Origin of the sequence: Bradyrhizobium sp. SZCCHNGR1005, from assembly GCF_032489995.1 — a bacterium.
In the GTDB taxonomy this organism is placed as follows: Bacteria; Pseudomonadota; Alphaproteobacteria; order Rhizobiales; family Xanthobacteraceae; genus Bradyrhizobium.
The window spans coordinates 68,595-82,863 of sequence record NZ_JAUEZC010000009.1; the positions used below are offsets into that span (position 1 = coordinate 68,595).

General features: G+C 62.9%; 19 protein-coding genes and 1 pseudogene. 10 read left to right on the forward strand and 10 right to left on the reverse strand.

All coding sequences use genetic code 11. The features are described 5' to 3' along the window. Positions 1 to 28: 28 nt before the first annotated feature. From QXZ85_RS28755 to QXZ85_RS28770, 4 genes are all read right to left on the reverse strand, one after another. Positions 29 to 991: an ABC transporter permease gene (locus tag QXZ85_RS28755; RefSeq protein WP_315730923.1), complete on the reverse strand. Its 963-nt coding sequence runs from the start codon at positions 989 to 991 to the stop codon at positions 29 to 31. Between the two features lie 11 nt (positions 992 to 1,002). Beyond that, the gene (locus tag QXZ85_RS28760; protein ID WP_315703642.1) at positions 1,003 to 1,932 is read right to left on the reverse strand and encodes an ABC transporter permease; all 930 of its coding nucleotides are present in this window, start codon (positions 1,930 to 1,932) and stop codon (positions 1,003 to 1,005) included. Further along, the gene (locus QXZ85_RS28765; protein ID WP_315765599.1) at positions 1,925 to 3,412 is read right to left on the reverse strand and encodes a sugar ABC transporter ATP-binding protein; all 1,488 of its coding nucleotides are present in this window, start codon (positions 3,410 to 3,412) and stop codon (positions 1,925 to 1,927) included. The genes QXZ85_RS28760 and QXZ85_RS28765 overlap by 8 nt, the downstream gene beginning before the upstream one ends. Before the next feature lie 127 nt (positions 3,413 to 3,539). Beyond that, the gene (locus QXZ85_RS28770; protein WP_315703640.1) at positions 3,540 to 4,697 is read right to left on the reverse strand and encodes an ABC transporter substrate-binding protein; all 1,158 of its coding nucleotides are present in this window, start codon (positions 4,695 to 4,697) and stop codon (positions 3,540 to 3,542) included. 123 nt (positions 4,698 to 4,820) lie between these two features. On the opposite strand from QXZ85_RS28770, the gene QXZ85_RS28775 reads away from it, so the two are divergent. The 5 genes from QXZ85_RS28775 to QXZ85_RS28795 all read left to right on the forward strand — a co-directional run bounded on the left by QXZ85_RS28775 (position 4,821) and on the right by QXZ85_RS28795 (position 8,512). Next, positions 4,821 to 5,135: a hypothetical protein gene (locus QXZ85_RS28775; protein WP_315768887.1), complete on the forward strand. Its 315-nt coding sequence runs from the start codon at positions 4,821 to 4,823 to the stop codon at positions 5,133 to 5,135. A gap of 869 nt (positions 5,136 to 6,004) precedes the next feature. Further along, positions 6,005 to 6,967 carry a DMT family transporter gene (locus tag QXZ85_RS28780; RefSeq protein ID WP_315766112.1) on the forward strand — a complete coding sequence of 321 codons (963 nt, stop codon included), beginning with the start codon at positions 6,005 to 6,007 and terminating at the stop codon, positions 6,965 to 6,967. A gap of 8 nt (positions 6,968 to 6,975) precedes the next feature. After that, the gene (locus tag QXZ85_RS28785; protein WP_315703637.1) at positions 6,976 to 7,785 is read left to right on the forward strand and encodes a transglycosylase SLT domain-containing protein; all 810 of its coding nucleotides are present in this window, start codon (positions 6,976 to 6,978) and stop codon (positions 7,783 to 7,785) included. A gap of 104 nt (positions 7,786 to 7,889) precedes the next feature. Beyond that, entirely contained in the window at positions 7,890 to 8,159 is a 270-nt protein-coding gene (locus tag QXZ85_RS28790) for a DUF2312 domain-containing protein (protein ID WP_315703636.1), read from the forward strand. 155 nt (positions 8,160 to 8,314) lie between these two features. Continuing rightward, the gene (locus QXZ85_RS28795) at positions 8,315 to 8,512 is read left to right on the forward strand and encodes a hypothetical protein (protein WP_315703635.1); all 198 of its coding nucleotides are present in this window, start codon (positions 8,315 to 8,317) and stop codon (positions 8,510 to 8,512) included. A 51-nt stretch (positions 8,513 to 8,563) separates the two neighbouring features. On the opposite strand, the gene QXZ85_RS28800 is transcribed toward QXZ85_RS28795, so the two are convergent. Beyond that, the gene (locus tag QXZ85_RS28800; protein WP_315703634.1) at positions 8,564 to 8,884 is read right to left on the reverse strand and encodes a hypothetical protein; all 321 of its coding nucleotides are present in this window, start codon (positions 8,882 to 8,884) and stop codon (positions 8,564 to 8,566) included. Between the two features lie 87 nt (positions 8,885 to 8,971). Further along, positions 8,972 to 9,207: pseudogene (locus QXZ85_RS28805) on the reverse strand (DUF2171 domain-containing protein). Here QXZ85_RS28805 and QXZ85_RS28810 point away from each other — a divergent pair. Genes QXZ85_RS28810 through QXZ85_RS28820 form a run of 3 tightly spaced genes read left to right on the forward strand, consistent with a single transcriptional unit; the run spans position 9,185 to position 10,124 of the window. Beyond that, a complete protein-coding gene (locus tag QXZ85_RS28810) occupies positions 9,185 to 9,514 on the forward strand; it encodes a hypothetical protein (protein WP_316175364.1) in 330 nt (109 codons plus the stop codon). The pseudogene QXZ85_RS28805 and the gene QXZ85_RS28810 overlap by 23 nt on opposite strands. Positions 9,515 to 9,567: 53 nt before the next feature. Then, positions 9,568 to 9,915: a zinc ribbon domain-containing protein YjdM gene (locus tag QXZ85_RS28815; protein ID WP_315703631.1), complete on the forward strand. Its 348-nt coding sequence runs from the start codon at positions 9,568 to 9,570 to the stop codon at positions 9,913 to 9,915. A gap of 35 nt (positions 9,916 to 9,950) precedes the next feature. Continuing rightward, positions 9,951 to 10,124, forward strand: a complete 174-nt coding sequence (locus QXZ85_RS28820; protein ID WP_315703630.1) for a hypothetical protein — start codon at positions 9,951 to 9,953, stop codon at positions 10,122 to 10,124. A 96-nt stretch (positions 10,125 to 10,220) separates the two neighbouring features. On the opposite strand, the gene QXZ85_RS28825 is transcribed toward QXZ85_RS28820, so the two are convergent. Beyond that, positions 10,221 to 10,460, reverse strand: coding sequence for a hypothetical protein (locus tag QXZ85_RS28825; protein ID WP_315703629.1), 240 nt, complete (start codon positions 10,458 to 10,460; stop codon positions 10,221 to 10,223). A gap of 414 nt (positions 10,461 to 10,874) precedes the next feature. Here QXZ85_RS28825 and QXZ85_RS28830 point away from each other — a divergent pair, with 414 nt between their 5' ends. Next, positions 10,875 to 11,090 carry a hypothetical protein gene (locus tag QXZ85_RS28830; protein WP_315703628.1) on the forward strand — a complete coding sequence of 72 codons (216 nt, stop codon included), beginning with the start codon at positions 10,875 to 10,877 and terminating at the stop codon, positions 11,088 to 11,090. 171 nt (positions 11,091 to 11,261) lie between these two features. Further along, complete coding sequence (locus tag QXZ85_RS28835) at positions 11,262 to 11,489, forward strand: zinc ribbon domain-containing protein (protein ID WP_315703627.1); 228 nt, start codon at positions 11,262 to 11,264, stop codon at positions 11,487 to 11,489. A gap of 37 nt (positions 11,490 to 11,526) precedes the next feature. Here QXZ85_RS28835 and QXZ85_RS28840 read toward each other — a convergent pair whose 3' ends face one another. The 3 genes from QXZ85_RS28840 to QXZ85_RS28850 all read right to left on the reverse strand — a co-directional run bounded on the left by QXZ85_RS28840 (position 11,527) and on the right by QXZ85_RS28850 (position 14,221). Further along, the gene (locus QXZ85_RS28840) at positions 11,527 to 12,249 is read right to left on the reverse strand and encodes a DUF3750 domain-containing protein (protein ID WP_315768883.1); all 723 of its coding nucleotides are present in this window, start codon (positions 12,247 to 12,249) and stop codon (positions 11,527 to 11,529) included. Positions 12,250 to 12,397: 148 nt separating this feature from the next. Then, positions 12,398 to 13,261, reverse strand: coding sequence for an SH3 domain-containing protein (locus QXZ85_RS28845; protein ID WP_316175361.1), 864 nt, complete (start codon positions 13,259 to 13,261; stop codon positions 12,398 to 12,400). Positions 13,262 to 13,363: 102 nt separating this feature from the next. After that, entirely contained in the window at positions 13,364 to 14,221 is an 858-nt protein-coding gene (locus tag QXZ85_RS28850; RefSeq protein ID WP_315703624.1) for a DUF2066 domain-containing protein, read from the reverse strand. Positions 14,222 to 14,269 lie beyond the last annotated feature (48 nt).

Genomic DNA, 14,269 nt, shown 5'->3' on the forward strand with positions numbered 1-14,269 from the left:
AGCCGTTCTCGCTTGGTTATCGAATGCCTCAGGACTGACGCCTCGCTGAATAGGCGGCCGCCGCGACGCCGATAATCGTCCCCTGCAGCATCAGCTTGGCAGGCTCGCCGAGCCCGAGGCTCGTCAGCAGGTTGAAGCTGAACGTCAACATCAAGGCGGCGACGGTTGGGCCGAGCACGCCCCCCCTGCCCGAGCCGAAGGTAACGCCGCCGAGAATGACCGCCGCGAGCGAATTCAGCGCCAGGTCGCGGCCGATATCCATGCTGCCGACACCGACAAAGCCAATGAGCAGGAACCCGGAAAACACGGCGAACAGGCTCGACAGGACGTGGACGATCGTCACCACTCGAACGTAGGGAATGCCCGAAACCCAGGCGGCCTGCGGATTGGCGCCGATGGCATCGATATAGCGGCCCAACACCGAAACCCGCAGAAAAATTGCAGCGGGCATCAAGAGGCCGAGCCAGACCAGCAGCGCGACCGGGAAGACGCCCACTCGCAGCTGCCCGATCTGGCGCAACAGCACGGGCGCGTCCCCTGGCGACCTTAACTGGCTGAACGAGACGACTACGCCGCTGATGATCATGGTCATGGCCAGTGTCACGATCACCGAGGACGCACGCAGGCGCGTGATGAAGAACGCGTTGATCAATCCGACCGAAGCACCGAAGGCCAGGCAGATCAGGAGCAAGACCGGTTCGGAAAACGGCAGCAAGCCGCTCGTAAGAATATAGCTCACGCCGACAATAACGCCGCCGATAGAAAGGTCGAGCGACAGGACGCGCATGCAGAGCGACTGGCCTATGACTGCGATTCCGAGCGGAGCCGCCTGACGCGCGATCAGGAACAAGAGCAGCGGGGACAGCAACGCTGGACGGACCAGGTAGGAGGTGCACAGCAAAATCACGAGGGCGGCATAGGCGAATGGAAGCTCCCGAACGGCACTTGCCGCCGAGCGCAGCCTTTGCCCCCACATGAGCGGTCTACCCATCGTCACCTCGGTCATGCGCCGATCACCTTCCGCCTCTGCAGGCCGATCGCCAGCAGCAGCAGGCAGCCCGTGGCCGCGGTTCGGAGGAACGGCGAGATACCGACCAGATTCATTCCGTTGGTCATGAAGCCGAGCGTAAGGACGCCCGCAACGACACCGGTAACGCTGCCGGCACCGCCGGCCAGTTGAACCCCACCCAAGGCGATGGCGGTGACGGAGTCGAGCGAATAGGACGCACCGATCGTTGCGTCACCTCCGGCGACCCGTGCTGTCAGAAAGGTGCCCGCCAACACCGCACTGAGAGAGCAGATCACGTAGCAAGCGATCCTGTGCAAGGTGACGGGAACCCCATTGCGAGCCGCGCTGGTCGGATTGGCGCCGATCGCAAAAATGCGGAGCCCGAAGCGGGTGAGGTGCAGCATCGCGGCAGTCAGACCCACCGCCGCCACGCACCAGAAGAACGCGGCCGGGATACCGTCGACTTCCGAGACTGCAAGCGTCCTCAGATATTCCGGAACCACCCCACCCGGTACGGGATGGATCAGTAAAGCCAAGCCTTGCAAGAAGGTCATGGTCGCAAGCGACATGACGAGCGGATGGACGCTGAACAAGGTCACGCCGATTCCATTGACAAGCCCGGCAGCAATGCCGACCGCTAATACAGCAGGCATTGCCAACTGGGGATCCAGCGCGACTAGCATCGCGCTCGTCAGGCTCATGACCGAGCCGACGGAAAGGTCGATGCCCCCGGAAATGGCCACGATCATCTGTCCCAGCGAAACGATCAGAAGTCCCGCGATCTGGCTGTTGACGTTGGCAAGATTCTGAAAGCTGAGAAAAGTTGAGGATGAAAGACAGAGGATAAGGAAGAGGGCTAACGGCAGCACGAGCGTCATTGCCTTGATGCCGGAGCGGCCCGGTGTGCGCAAAAGCCTAAGCATTGGCGCTCCCGGCCTGGGATCCGTCGGCGGACGATTGTTCGGTCAAGGCAAAGCGCATAACCTCCTCCTCGCTGGTCATAGCGCCGTCGAGTTCTGCGGTGATGGCGCCACCACGTACGACCACAACCCGGTCACAGAGCCCCAATACTTCCTGCAATTCGCTCGAGGTCAGCACGACCGCGCCGCCGCCATCCGCGAAATCTCGCAACAATGCATAGATCTCGGCTTTGGCGCCGATATCGACGCCGCGGGTCGGCTCCTCCAGAAGAAGCACATCGACGCCGGACGCCAGCCAACGTCCGATCATGACCTTCTGCTGATTGCCACCTGACAGCATTCCTACGAGCTGTTTGGGACTCGTCGCGCGAACGCGCATACGCTCCATGAGGCTGGCGACGAGGTCCGTCCTGACCTTTGCGCGCTGCCAGACCGAGAAACGGCGAAGCATGCCGAGCACGATATTTTCCGAGATCGACAGTGAGAGATAGAGCCCTTCAGACTTCCGGTCTTCAGGCACGAAACCGATACCCGCGAGCGCGGTGGCGACCACGGTGAGATCGAGTGGATGCGAGCCGTCCCCAGCGGCGCTCGACTTTGCCACTTGTCCCTGGACCGCCGGCTGCAATCCGGCGAGCGCACGGATGATATCGCGCTGGCCCTGCCCCTCGAGTCCCGCGAGGCCAAGGATTTCTCCGCGCCGCACCGCGAATGAAACCGAAGGACCGCCCTCCGCTGCAACCAAGCCGGACACATCGAGCGCGGAATTCGAAGATCTCTGCAGCGGCTTGCGAGCGGGATAGAATTGCGTAAGCACGCGCCCAACCATGAGCGAGATAAGTTCGTCGTGGGTGAGATCTCGCGCGGCCCGCGTTGCGACATGCTGGCCATCCTTGAGCACCGACACCTGGTCGCAGAACTTGAATATCTCGTCGAGCCGGTGGCTGACGTAGAAGATCAGCTTGCCTTCCGACTTGAGTGAAGCGATCAATTCCCCAAGCTTCTCGACCTCGGGCGCATTCAGCGCGGCCGTCGGTTCATCGAAGATGAAGATGTCTGCGTCGGCCGAGATTCCCTTGGCGATCTCCACGAGCTGCTGATCAGCAACGGAGAGCTCGCGGCAATATTCGTCAACACCGATCCGGCTGCCGAGGCGCTTCAAGGCGACCTCCGCCCTCGCGCGCATGACTCTGCGGTCGACCATGCCGCGGCGCGTAGGCTCTCGACCGAGGAAAAGATTCTCCGCCACGGTAAGGTTTGGCAGCAGCGTCAATTCCTGGAAAATCGTCGAGATGCCGGAACGCTGCGCATCGTGGGGGCTGTCGAGCCAAGCGGCCTCGCCGCGTAGCAAGATCCTTCCTTCGTCCGGCCGATGCACGCCAGCAAGCAGGTTCATCAGCGTGGATTTGCCGGCGCCATTTTCGCCGGTAACCGCATGAACGGAGCCGGCCGCGCAATCGACAGACACCTCACTAAGCGCCACGTTCGATCCGAAGCGCTTGACGACCTTATCGAACGAAACCAAAGGAGCGGAATCGTCCCGCCGCGACGTTCCACCCGCCGGGTGAGCTTCAGCCAGAGGAGGCACCACGTCCGCTCCGCGCTGGTGTCTAGCGCTTGAACATTTTCTGGATCTCCGCTTCCGGCAACGTCGACGTCACCCAGAAGGAGTCATTGAGATCCGGCCGGTAGTAGGATTTCAGATTGGCATTGTCGATTGGCGCCGGCGAAGAATAATAGGATTTGTGCAGCGACTTACCCTCGAGAAGAGCAACCGCCGCCCTCAGCACGGCCGGGCCTAGTCCCGGCGTGAAGATCGGGGAAACGGCCTCGACCTTTGCATCTGTCCACGCGCGCAAGAAGCCGTTATTGGCTTCCCCCGTCATTGGGACCAGGGGCTTGCCGGCCTCCTTGAATACGTCGATGCAGGCTCGCGTCATATCCGCGCCCGAGAACCAAATGCCATCGACAGGCTGACCGGACAGCACGAGGTTCTCGCAAAGCTGCTTGCCCTTGGTATAATTCCAGTCGCCGTAAACCTCGGTGCCGATCTTGAGGTTCGTTCCCTCGATGGCCTTGCGAAATCCATTGTAGCGCAAGATCTCCTCGCCGACGCCGGCAACGCCGCGAAACGCCCAGATCGTCCCCTTGCCGCCCAGCTTCTGGACCAGAAATTTACCTCCGACCTCGCCGAAGCGTTCTCCTCCGCCCATGATCTCGACCGTCGAAGCCAATTCACCATTGCTGCTGCCGAAGTTGATCACTGGAATGCCCGCTGCTACCGCAGCATCAACCTGCTTCTTGACGAGAGGCGGCGCGAGGGGAGCAACGATCAACACGTCAACTTTTTGAGCGATCAAGTCCTCCATGTCGGCGACCTGCTTGGCCGGTTGCCAGTTCGCCTCGGTAAAGATGAATTGCTTGATGTTCGGGTTGTGCGCCGCCTCGTATTTCGTTTCCTCAGCCATCTGGACGATCCAGGTGTTGCCGACGCCTGGAAACGACATGCCGATCTTCCACGGCCCGTCCTTCTTGAATTTCCCGGGCGGAGTCATGTCCGGCGAGGTCGCTTCGAGCAAGTTCGGCGGCAGCAGCTGCACCTCATCCTGTGCAAGTGCTGGGACTGGCGACGCCGCGACCGTTCCGAGAAGCAGCAGAAGTCCTGACATCCGCGCGATGTGCGTCATTCGTCCCCCCTTTTTATTCAGCGACAATTTGATCTTCAGCGACGCGTCAGTGGCGCGAGCTATTTTCGTATCGCCTTTCATTCGAAAGAAACACGCCGCGAATCGAAAATCAAGACGCTTGGCTCATGGCGGAGGTCAGAACCCGCTTGCGCCGTTGTCGCGCCGCATGCGGCTCGAGCCGCGATGCCTTCTTGAGAATCTTGCTTGAAGAATCTTGGTTGCGCCGCAACACCGCATCCTGCACCTTTTCAGGCTCCCGCCGATACGTTTGCAACAGTTGAGGGCAACCTTTTCGTCCGGCGATATCCAGTCCGGCTAAATCGCGAGAAGCCGCAAGGTGAGCAGCCCCTCCAGCCGCAGAGGCGCAGCTCTTACGAGTTCGCTCGCAATCGAATGGTGGACGCTGCGGTTGCGGTCATGTCACACAGCGGCATCGAACGGATTTTCGATGCGCTGATCAGCCAAAGCCATGCTGCGGCCTTGCGCCGAGTCACATTCGGCGGCTTCTCATGCACATGATGTGCGCCACCCGCTTGATCGTCTTGGGCGGCAACGGCTTCACCCGCGGCGGCCGGGCCGCGTCCTTAACAGCCCCTCGCCTCTTGGGCGTGCAGCGCGCCGACCGCGCGGTCATCGTTTGATGGACGCGGATCAGGTTCGGGCAGCGATCTTGTCGCAGGGCTTCGTGCGCGCCGGCGACAGACTGATCTACCCGGCTTCGGACGGCAAATGAGAGAGCAAGATACTGGATTGCGTGATCGCTCTGCTCCTCGCAATGACGAACCACTGAATTCGCATCGCGGTGGATCTTGCGGTTGATGGCGTGGACCGAACTGCGCTAACTGATTTGGCTCGTTTGTCCAGCCTCTCGCATCAAAATATTCTTATTTCGTTTTTTCAGAATTCACGCTCTTATCTTGCCGTCCCGCCTCGACACGAGGGGCGTATCGCGATCGTCACGACACGCGGGGTGGGATGCGGTGGGCGTGTCGGGTTGACCGTGATCTTCACGTGGACGAACGACCTGACACGCACGGCGAAATCGTGTGGTCCTGGCATCCCGGTGCTGGTGTCAAGCTGCGTGGAAGATGATCCGCGAGGCGACGGGGGCAATCAAGCCGGTCCCCGAGGAGAGCGCGTATAAGCCGTAAAGCCTTCCCTGCGCCCTCGATATCGAGAGCGTGTAGCCATTGAACATCACTCGGGCATTCGTGCCGCGAGAACGCGGAATCGTATCTGCTGGCTGGCAACGTTCAACTGGGCGCCCCCTGTGATCGAAGAAGGCGGATTGCGTTGATTGCTGCTGGCGTTGGGTGATCAAGAAACGACCTTGCAGCGCGACGATGCAACCTGCATGAAGCTCATTCGGTCGCTGGTGAATAGAGGGCATGGTCGTGGACAAACTGACCTTGGAGGGATCCGGCGGGGCCGCGTCCGAGGCATTGGACGTGCCGGCGGCGAGGCGAGGCGGCCGTTCCCTTCCCTATCTGGCCGGGCTGATCGCCGTCCTGTTCTGGGGCGCCACGCCGGCCGCCACCGTGCTGGTTGCGCGCGAGATGTCCTCGTCGCTGATCGGACCGTCGCGACTGCTGATGGCGGCGGCCTTTCTCGTACCGATTGTTCTCGTCTGTCGGCCACCGTTCCCGACCGACAAAGGAGCCTGGATTGCCCTCGCCGTCAACGGCGTGATCGGGTTCAGCGGCTCATTCTTCCTGCAGGGCCTCGGCTTTTCACGAACCTCGACGTCGCATGCGGCCCTCATCCTGGCTTGTGCGCCGGTGATCACCGCACTGATCCAACATCTGCTCTTGCGCTCGTTTCCACGGCCGCTTTGGCTGGTCGGAAGCGCGATCGCCTTGTGCGGCGAGGCGCTGCTGATCCTCATGCGTTTCAATGGGGACGTCGGCAGCAGCGGAACCATGCTCGGCGACCTCATCGTTCTCCTGGGAACGGTCACGGTGAGCATCGGCTATCTGGCCGGCGCGAGATTATCGGCTCGCATCGGGCTGTTCGGCGCCACTGCATGGTCGATCATCTTCGGCGCGGTTTTCATGCTGCCCCTGTCGCGATCCCTCGCGCAGCCGCTCGCGGCTTTGACGGCCTTGGCCGGCGGTTCGCTGCTGTTCCTGGCGGTGTTCTGCACGCTGATCGGTTTCGCGGCCTGGTTCTGGGCCCTGCAGCGCGGCGGCGTGTCGGCGATCGCGCCTCTCCAGTTCTCCCAGCCGATCGTATCGCTGGTAATCGCGACGATGTTTCTCGGCGAGCATTTTTCGCTGGCGATGCTGGTGTCGGTCGGGCTTGTGCTCGCGGGTGTCTATATCTGCCGGCGATCGGTGATGGCGAAGGGCTGACCGGATACATGGTCCGCAAGCCCCGATCTCGCAAGAAGCGCTGGACCGCCCTGCTCCGCCGGATCAGACGCGGCGCGCGCTGGACGCGGCGGAGGCTGAGCGCAACGCCGCGGCCGGTCCGGATCGCGGGGCTCGCCGTGATCCTGCTCGCGGCGTTCTTTCTGGTGAACATCATGTATCAGGTGATCCGCAAGCCGAGCGAGCTGTTCGTCTTTGTCGGCCACCGGCTCGACAAGGAGCCGCCCGAGACCTGGCGGCAGTATGGATCGCTGTTTCGCGCCTACGCCACCGCCACGATCACGCCCGAACTGCTGGCTGCACTGGCGCAGACCGAGAGCTCCGGCAATCCTGTGACGCGCACCTATTGGCGCTGGCAGCTCGCGCTCAATCCGTTCAGCGTCTACAAGCCGGCTTCCAGCGCGGTCGGCCTGTTCCAGATGACCGACGCCGCCTTTGCGGAATCCGCGCGCTATTGCATCCGCGACCACGCCGTCACCGACGATGGCTGCGGCTCGCTTCTCCCCTACATCCGTGCGCTGCCGCGCCATGCGGTCGAACTGACGGCGATCTATCTCGACCGTCAGGTCGCCGCCGTGCTCGCCCGCGCATCCGACGCAAAGCCGAACGCGCTCCAGCGGCAGGATCTCGCCGCCTTGATCCATCTGTGCGGCGCCGGCCCTGCCGCCGCCTTCATGCGCCGCGGCTTTCGACCGGCCGACGGCGAGCGTTGCGGCGATCACCTCGCTGCCGGCTATCTCGCCCGGGTCAATGCGATGAAGCGGGAGTTCAAACGCCTTGCGGCCGAGGAGAGAGATTAGCGGTGCTTCAACACGACGCGAGCGGCGCGTCTTAACCATCATCCTTAACGCATTGGCAACATCTTGGCTCGCATTTTCACCGTCTCATTCAGCAAGGAGACACCATGTCAGACATCGGCATTCCCGGCGGCCGGATCAGGTCTTTCGTCGAACGGATCGAAAATCTGGACGCCGAACTGCAGGAGATCAGCGAGCAGAAGAAGGAGGTCTTTGCTGAAGCCAAGGGCGAAGGTTTCGACGTCAAAATCCTCAAAGAGATCATCAAGCTCAGGAAGCAGGACCAGGAGGAGCGCGACGAGCACGAGACGCTGCTCGACATGTATCTGCGTGCGATGGAATCCGCCGAAAGCGAACCCACCGCCAAGGCTGCTTGAGACCCGTATCCACGCGCTTGGTCACGCGACGGGCGCGCACCTCGCGATGGACACATCGGGGGAACAACAACTGAGCCAGGCGGTATCCGCCGCCTTGCTGCCGCCGCTCGTCGAGCCGGGCACTCACATCGGCTCCATCATGGGAATGCTGCGACATGAAGACAACAAGGCTGACCGAAGTCCTGAAACGCATCGAGGCATGGCCGGCGGACGCTCAGGACGACCTGGCCGAGTTCGTGCTCGTGCTCGACGCCGGGGTCAAGAGGGCCAATACCAGCCGCACGCGCAGCGATTGGCCGGCATCGCTCGCGGCCTGTGCGCCGTCACCGAAGGCACCGACCCAGAGGGTGTAGGATCGGTTGAGCGACCGGCAAGTCCATCACATCGAAATCGGCCGCCGCCACTCACCGCGGCCAGTGGCGATAATAGGCGCCGAAGCCCGGGCTGCACCAGAAGCTCGGATAGCCGGCATAGGCGCTTGCCCAGGGCGGATGATCGCCGGAGCAGGCCTCGTCATCGGCGTTGCGCCAGGCATACGGGCCCCAGCGCCAGCCGCTATGCCAGCCTGGCCCGTGGCGCCAGCCGACGAATTGCACCGGCACGGCAGCGATGAGCCGAGCGCCGGCCGAAAGCGCCGCCACCGGCGCAGCCGATGCCGGCGCAATTGCACTTGCCGCCACGACGCCGGCGACACACAGCGCGCCTGCGACATCCAAGATCCGCATGGCCAGCTCCTCTCGCACTTTCCGTTACGCTTGCCGTTGCGCCTTCCGGCGGAGACGCTGGCCTCCGCCGTGATGCTGAACGTGCGCCTATTTCTCGTCTTCCAACGTGACCGCCACGGCGCCAATCGCCGAGAGCCGCACCTTGTCGCCTTCCACGTCGGCGACCAGACCCTTGTCGATGTAGTGATGATGACCCTGGTGGCTGCCCTGGCCGCTGTCCTTCCGGGTCAACTTGATGCGTTTGCCTTCGACGCGCGGTCCACGGTGCCGACGTGCACGCCGTCGGCGCCGATCACATCCATGTGCTCCCTGATCTCCTTCATAGCCAGCCTCCTCTGCGGCAAATCGCGCGGCGCGATGCGGGGCCATCGCAATCGCGCGGTACGCCGCCTCTTGGTGAAAGATGCATCTTTCAACCGGCTGTCGTACCCGACGTTCCCGACGCCCGCCGCACGCACGCATCAATTGATTTTGCTTCAAATGATCTCGCTCAAGTTGATAGCGATTCACCTGAGCCTCGCCACCCGTCTGGCTCGGTACGCAGGCCGGCGCGAGCAGCAACTGCCAATCACTCGCATCAATGGAGACGGCAGCTTCACTCCTTGGGGCGACGCGCGACGCCGCGCTTGACTTCCCCGGCTCCGCTCCTATCGGTTTGCCTCACTGCAACAGATGAGGTCACCATGGACGCGATGACATGCCCGCAATGCCGATCCGAACACGCCTATCAGGACGGCGCGCTGTGGGTCTGCCCGGAATGCGGCCATGAATGGAGCGGCGAAGCCGGCGCGGCGGCCGAGGCCGCGGACGATGCGAGCATTCGCGATGCCAACGGCAACGTACTGGCCGATGGCGACAGCGTCATCGTGATCAAGGATCTGAAGGTCAAGGGTTCGTCCTCGGTGGTCAAAGGCGGCACCAAGGTGCGCAACATCCGGTTGCAGGAAGCAAGCGACGGCCACAACATCGCCTGCAAGATCGACGGCATCGGCCAGATGAATTTGAAATCCGAGTTCGTCCGCAAGGCCTGAGCGCACGCTGCGCCAGGATGAGATGCGAGGAGACCATGAACGGCAATCGCACCTACGGCATCCGCATCGAGGGCGCCAAATACGGCGTCGGATTCGGCTCGGCGCTGGCCATCGCGATCTCCTACACCAACAATCATTCCATCCTGTGGGCGATCATCCACGGCATTCTCGGCTGGCTCTACGTGATCTATGTGGCGCTGTTCCGCTGAGCCGCGCACCCACATGCTCCGCACACCAGCAAAAAATGGCTCCCTTTCGGGGAGCCATTTCAATCGATCCCTGCTCGATCGGTATCCTGCAATTCGTTAGTCGTCCCAATCGTGATAGTGGTGACGCCGGATGATCACGGTCCGATCGGCGTCGCGATCGTACCAGCCGCGGTGGAAGCCGCGATCGTGGTAGTAGACCCGCGGGCCATAGTCGCGGCCGTAATAATGGTCGCGGTCCACGCCGACGCGGACCCCGACCCCCTCGGCGCTGGCGATGGTCGGCGCTGCTACGGCGATGGTCGCAAGCGCTGCGAAAACGTAGGAAAGTTTCTGCATGTCCTCTCTCCTCTCGTTACCCTGGGGAGAAAACGAAGCCACCAGAACGCCGTTCCGGTTTCGGCGGCGAAACTTTCTTGAACAGCCATTCAGTCTGTTCCCAACTTAGCAAGCCGAGCCCCGCGTGCGTGCTGACCGAGCTCAGCTCATTCAATGTGCAAAGCTCGATGCTGCCTCGCCCAGGAGAACGCAGGCGCCTGCTAGGCCAAGCGGCGCCACGCCTGGGGATATTGCGGGCCCATGCTGGTGATTCAGCGCCTCAAGTCGACTGAGGCGAGCAAGCGCGGAACCCTTCGGACTGCCCACGATCGAATGGCAGAAGGCGCCCGTAGAATCACGGCCGGGATTCACCACTTGGCATGAACCCTGCTTTCGTAAATCCAACCGGGTTCACTCTTTGAAGGCAGGAATACCGTGCTGGTCACTCTCGTCGCACTGCTCTGCAATGGCCAAGTCTGCATGGAGAAGGTGGTCACCAACAGCGAGATGTCAGGAATCACGATGACCTCGTGTGCCGTGAACGCGCAGATCGGCATCGCCGACTGGCTCTCCAAAGGGCCGTATCAAGCCTGGCATTTGCAGAGCTACAAATGCATCGCCGGCAAATATACGCCGAAGAGCAGCGCGTAGGACGCTGACGTCAGGGTTGACCGAGCTGTCGGCTCCGCAACGCGGGCCTCGTCATTTCCAGGACAAACTGCGCGCAGATCGGGCCCAAACAGCCGCTCTTCGAGGCAATCGCGATGGAAATTGACTTGGCCCGGTTTCTGCAGAGTGGTCGCGTCCAACAGGAGACGCGGCATGCCGCTCTATAGCTTCCATTGCGCCAAATGCGCCGACGACATCGAGTTGCTGATCGGAGTGGCGGAAACACCGGTTTGCCCGACCTGCGGCGGCAAGAAACTGACCCGGCTGCCGTCGCTGGTGGCAGCTCCTGGGAAGAGTGCGGGCATCATAAAGGCGGCACGCGCCCAGGCGGCACGCGAAGGGCATTTGAGCAATTTCAGCCGCAGCGAGCGCAAACGCTGAGGCGCTTGCGCTCGGTTGAGCCAATCTCGCCGATCGCTCACACCAGTGGCATTCCGATCCGGCCGAGGCCGGGAAACTTCAGCGCCGGCCTGCGGAGATCGACGCCGAGCACGCCGCCGAAAAAGTTCAGTTCGAGGCCTTCGATCCAGCCGACGGTGAGCCCAAGATAACCGCCCAGCGAAGCGAACACGCCCGTGCCGGATGGGGTGAGGCCCCACCAGCCCGCGACCGGAAAATCCTTGCCAATGGTCGTCGGTGGCAACACCGCCTTGAGCTCCGGGACCGCGTTGAGCGAGGCCTGCACGAAGGTGTTGGAGTTCGGCCCGGGCCAGGCATTGTAGTCGCCATAGGCCCGAAATCTGTAGCTCTCGATCACGCTGCGGATCCTGGGAATGACGTCCCGAGCCGCTTCGCCGTCGACCGCGAGCACCACCTCGGGCACCGCGCCGAACCAGCGGCCATCGGGTGCGAAGCCGTCGACCCGGATCGGTTCGCCCCAGGCCGTGTAGTCGTAGCGCGTGTAGCGCGGCGCCCCTTTTTCCTTCACCACGATCCAGGTGTGGACGGCGAAGATGCCGCGCCAGCGTACCGTGCGCGCGGCGAAGACGCGGACCACAGCATCCGGTTGCGCAGACGGAGGCGGCAACAGCCCTGCGCTCGAACGCTCCGCGGCTTGCCAACTGCCACGCCGGTCGTCGCGCAGGTAATTTACGGCCGATACGGAGATCGGCACGACGAGGAGCAGCAGAAAGACCAGCACGAGCTTCTTCAATGGGCAGCGGATCGGGCGAGACGTTGGCGAGGACCTTGGAGGTAGTCATTGAGGCCATGTTGCCAGTCCACCACACGCATGGAAAGACGCCGGGCACGAGGCCGGGCATCCCGCAGTCGCCCTCAATCAATGCGGCTCAATGCGGATGGCCGGGTCCGCCGCCTCGCGGGCCACCTACGCTGCCGATATGGGGTGCAACCCCCAGGGCCGCGCCGCCGCCGATGCGCGGCACGCCACCGATCTGAGGAACTCCACCGATCGGAGCACGCGGAGCATTGATCTGGGCACGAGCCGCAAGCGGAGCCGCACTTGGTCGCACGATGTTGGGCTGCGCAAAATGCGGCGTGACCGTCGGGCGAACGATCGAGCCGGGCGCGAAGCGCGCGCCGAGAGGCGTCCCCGGCTGTACACCGCCGAATTGCTGCGGAGCGACCCGATGCCCGATGCCCACGGTGCCTCCTGCTCCATACCCGCGCTGCGCAAAGCCGCCCGGCGGGAACGGATGCGCTCCGGGACCGGCGACGTTCGGCTGAGGCGTCACGCCTGCCCCCGTCTGTCCGGCGAAATCAGGATGCTGGCGCGGTCCATATGCCACCAATGGCGGATGATGATGCCAGTAGCGGTTCCAATAGGCATGGCGGTGATACCAGGGGCGACCGATATAATAGCTGCCCCAGTAGCTCGCCACGACAAACGGCACGATCGGCACGTCGTCGACGTAGTCGGGCAGATAGACGTATTGCCGTCCGTAGAGGTAGGCGAGTGAAGTCGCGGCGACCCAACCGCGCTCGCCAGCATAGCTCACGTCGCACCAGGCGCCGCCGCGGATACAGCCGTGGATGTTCACGCGAGCGCCGGCGGGGATGCGATCGACAGCAGGGAATTCGGTGCCGGGTCCGGCGCGCAGAGTGACCGTGTTGCGCACGACGCCCGGCGCCGCGATTGCGGAGACCGGCGCGGTCGCCAACAACGCAGCCGCGATCCATGTCCTGAGTGTCATGATGATAGCCTCCTGTTTGAAGAAGGAACCCAGGAACGAACTCGCCGTTCCGTGCACGCAATGTCGCACCGGAAGCAGCCGAAATAGCGGCCGAAATGAAGGCTAATGCGGCTCGCCGTTGCCGGACAGGATCTGCGCGGCGCCGCCGAGACCTCGCCGGAATGCTTCATCGAAAGTGACCCCACCGAAGCGCCACCGGTGCGACTGACCATTGAGGTCCAGACGCCACTCGGTGCTCCAGCCGAGCGCATTGTCGTCCCAACTAAGCTGCCCGATGAGGATCGCCTCTGCGCCGCGCCGGGTCAGCGCTGGCGCAAAATCCGCGGGAGCAGCGGCGGCGAGGCCGGTCGGCTCGCTCCTTGCTTGCGACAAGGCTGCATCGTCCGGCAACACGATCGTAAGGCCGCGCTTGACTGCCGCCGCAGCCAACGCCTCGCGCTGCAGCTCCGACTGACGGCCATCGGACATCACGACATAGCTGCGCCCGCCCGGCACCATGACGACGCCGACGCCGAGCACCGGACGATGCGAGAGCCAGGGCTTGAGCCCGAAGGTTGCAAGCAGATCGTCGATCTTCGCTTTGTCGAAATCGACGATGAGATCAAACGGGCGGTCGCGGGTGCCCTGCTCGTCGCGCTTCGGCGTGCCCGACATCTGATCGTGATAGTCGAAGCCGGTCACGAATTCGGCGGCGTGCGCCTTGTAGGACAAAAGTCGAGGATCTCCGGCGAGCTGCAGCCCGCCGGAGACCTTGATCAGCACGTCCTCGAGGCAGGCGGCAAAGCCGACGCCGCGGTTCGGCTCGCCCTGGCCAGTGACGATGGTTTGGGCGCGATAGAGTTCATCGGCGTGTGCCGATTGCGAAAGCACCAGCAATGCGGTGATCAGCTGGATGGCGAGGATGAACGTCACGCCGCGACGCACCGATTCCGTCGCCTCATTGGCTGATCGCCGCGACATCATCTCCGCTCGACGTCCGTTCGCTCCCCACGTGATCGAACGCATCGC

Coding starts and splice junctions, on each gene's coding strand:
- QXZ85_RS28820 (WP_315703630.1), top strand. CDS start 9,951: ATGAACGGCAATCGCACCTACGGCATCCGCATCGAGGGCGCCAAATAC.
- QXZ85_RS28780 (WP_315766112.1), top strand. CDS start 6,005: ATGGTCGTGGACAAACTGACCTTGGAGGGATCCGGCGGGGCCGCGTCC.
- QXZ85_RS28760 (WP_315703642.1), bottom strand. CDS start 1,932: ATGCTTAGGCTTTTGCGCACACCGGGCCGCTCCGGCATCAAGGCAATG.
- QXZ85_RS28795 (WP_315703635.1), top strand. CDS start 8,315: ATGAAGACAACAAGGCTGACCGAAGTCCTGAAACGCATCGAGGCATGG.
- QXZ85_RS28785 (WP_315703637.1), top strand. CDS start 6,976: ATGGTCCGCAAGCCCCGATCTCGCAAGAAGCGCTGGACCGCCCTGCTC.
- QXZ85_RS28810 (WP_316175364.1), top strand. CDS start 9,185: ATGTGCTCCCTGATCTCCTTCATAGCCAGCCTCCTCTGCGGCAAATCG.
- QXZ85_RS28755 (WP_315730923.1), bottom strand. CDS start 991: ATGGGTAGACCGCTCATGTGGGGGCAAAGGCTGCGCTCGGCGGCAAGT.
- QXZ85_RS28845 (WP_316175361.1), bottom strand. CDS start 13,261: ATGACACTCAGGACATGGATCGCGGCTGCGTTGTTGGCGACCGCGCCG.
- QXZ85_RS28800 (WP_315703634.1), bottom strand. CDS start 8,884: ATGCGGATCTTGGATGTCGCAGGCGCGCTGTGTGTCGCCGGCGTCGTG.
- QXZ85_RS28770 (WP_315703640.1), bottom strand. CDS start 4,697: ATGAAAGGCGATACGAAAATAGCTCGCGCCACTGACGCGTCGCTGAAG.
- QXZ85_RS28850 (WP_315703624.1), bottom strand. CDS start 14,221: ATGTCGCGGCGATCAGCCAATGAGGCGACGGAATCGGTGCGTCGCGGC.
- QXZ85_RS28790 (WP_315703636.1), top strand. CDS start 7,890: ATGTCAGACATCGGCATTCCCGGCGGCCGGATCAGGTCTTTCGTCGAA.
- QXZ85_RS28825 (WP_315703629.1), bottom strand. CDS start 10,460: ATGCAGAAACTTTCCTACGTTTTCGCAGCGCTTGCGACCATCGCCGTA.
- QXZ85_RS28835 (WP_315703627.1), top strand. CDS start 11,262: ATGCCGCTCTATAGCTTCCATTGCGCCAAATGCGCCGACGACATCGAG.
- QXZ85_RS28815 (WP_315703631.1), top strand. CDS start 9,568: ATGGACGCGATGACATGCCCGCAATGCCGATCCGAACACGCCTATCAG.